The sequence below is a fragment of the Streptomyces sp. NRRL S-495 genome (assembly GCF_000966955.1).
GTDB lineage: Bacteria > Actinomycetota > Actinomycetes > Streptomycetales > Streptomycetaceae > Kitasatospora > Kitasatospora purpeofusca.
This window is the reverse complement of sequence record NZ_JZWY01001256.1, coordinates 1-1,853: the sequence shown is the minus strand read 5'-3', so window position 1 is coordinate 1,853 and position 1,853 is coordinate 1. Positions and strand designations below refer to the sequence as shown.

Below are 1,853 nucleotides of genomic sequence, written 5' to 3'. Positions count from 1 at the left end.
CGCGACGCGCTGCTGCTGGCCGCCGGAGAGGCGGTCGGCGCGGTCGTGGGCGCGGTCGGCGAGGCCGACCCGGTCCAGGCAGGCCATGGCTTCCTCCCGCAGCTCGCGGGGGAACAGGCGCGGGTGCAGGGAGTGCCGCAGCGGGAGCCGGCCGAGGGCGCCGGCGCACACATTGTCGAGGACGGTGCGCCGGGCCACGAGGTGGAGCTGCTGGAAGACGGTGGCGAGGGCGAGCGGGTCGGCCGCCCTGCCGTCCAGGGTGACGGTGCCCTCCGCCGTCGGCTCCAGGCCGGCGGCGGCGCGCAGCAGGGTGGACTTGCCGCAGCCGTTGGCGCCGAGCACCGCGAGGAACTGGCCGCGCGGGACGGTGAGATCGACGCCGCGCAGTACGGCGCGTTCGCCGTAGCGCACCGTGATGGCGGAGAGCGCCAGCATCAGAGGTCCTTGTCGGTGAGGTGGAGGGTGGCGGCGAGGTCGAACAGCGGCTGGTAGGTGGACTTGTCGACAGCGACCAGCGGGGCGGCGGGCTTGACGGCCAGCAGGGCACCGATCTGGCCGACCTTGTCGGCGGGCAGGTGCAGCAGGGTGTCCGCGACGGCCTTCTTGAACGCGGGGTCGAGGTTGCCGCGGACGGTGATGGGGTCGTTGGGGATGGCGTCGGAGGCCCAGACCTTGCGGAACCTGGCGGGGTCGAAGGTCTTGGACGCGGTGGCGCTGGCCTGCTGCTGGGAGTTGATCTCGGCGGCGTCGACGGTGCCCTTGGCCAGGGCGAGCAGCGATTCGGCGTGGCCGCCGGCGTAGTTGACCTTGACGTCCTCGGGCTTGAGGCCGGCGTCGACGATGGCCTTGCGGGGAAGCGCGTCGCCGGAGGTGGAGCCGACCGAGGACAGCGCGAGGGACTTCCCGGCGAGGTCCTTGACGCTCTGGACGGGGGAGTCCGCGGGCACCCAGATGCCGGCGGTGTAGCTGGAGACCTTGCCGGTGCTGTCGCCGAAGGAGGCCACCGCCTCGGCGCCGGCCCGCTGCTGGGCGAAGACGTAGCCGAGCGGGCCGAACATGGCGATGTCGAGCTTGCCGTTCTGCAGCGCCAGGACCTCGGCGGAGTAGTCCTCGGTGATGGTGAGCTGCACGGGGCAGTTCAGCTGTTCGCCCAGGGAGTCGGCCAGCACCTTGGCGGCGGGGGTGAGCTTGGCGGGGTCCTCGAAGGGCTCGACGCCGAAGCGGATCTTCCCGCCCGGGCAGGTCGCGGACTTCGCGTCCGAGGAGGAGCCGCCGCTGCCGCAGGCGGTCAGGGAGAGCGCGGCGAGGGTGCCGGTGAGCAGCAGGGCGAGGGGGCGAAGACGCACGGTGGGCTCCGGGTGAGCAGGAAGGGCGAGCAAGGAGAACGAGAAAGGAGAGCGAGCAAAGAGGGGTGCAGCGGGGAGGGGCCGGAGGGCGGGGCCGGCGGTGACCGCCCGGGCGCCGCCGGAGGTCCGGCAGTCGGAACGCTGTCAGGCTCCACCGCCACCGGTCAACCGCTTGTTGTGACAAGTCATTTCCTGTTCACCCACCCGTGACCTCCCCTCCCGACGGAGGGAGGTCGACCGGAATGGGGGACGAACGGCTGGACAGCCTGGCCATCACCCTTCTGTGCGCGTCCCGGAAAGGGCGTGCGGCTCGCAGTCGGGCGGCCCGTTCATGGCACCCGATGAGTGAACAGTGAATGACTTGTAGTGACAGGTCATTGCCGCTGGTGCGGCTTCGCTGCGACGGTTTCGGCCGAAGGAGGAACACCTGCCATGAACCAAGACGGAATCCACCGACGGTCCTTCCTGGTCGGCGGCGCAGCCGCGCTGACCACCGCCGTCGCCACC

At 71.6% G+C, this 1,853-nt stretch carries 2 protein-coding genes; both read right to left on the bottom strand.

The features are described 5' to 3' along the window. On the bottom strand, positions 1–435 hold a 435-nt coding region (locus VR45_RS40980; RefSeq protein WP_045945068.1), incomplete at its 3' end, for an ATP-binding cassette domain-containing protein. Continuing rightward, the gene (locus VR45_RS40975) at positions 435–1,346 is read right to left on the bottom strand and encodes a phosphate/phosphite/phosphonate ABC transporter substrate-binding protein (protein ID WP_045945067.1); all 912 of its coding nucleotides are present in this window, start codon (positions 1,344–1,346) and stop codon (positions 435–437) included. The genes VR45_RS40980 and VR45_RS40975, both read right to left, overlap by 1 nt. Positions 1,347–1,853: the final 507 nt, after the last annotated feature.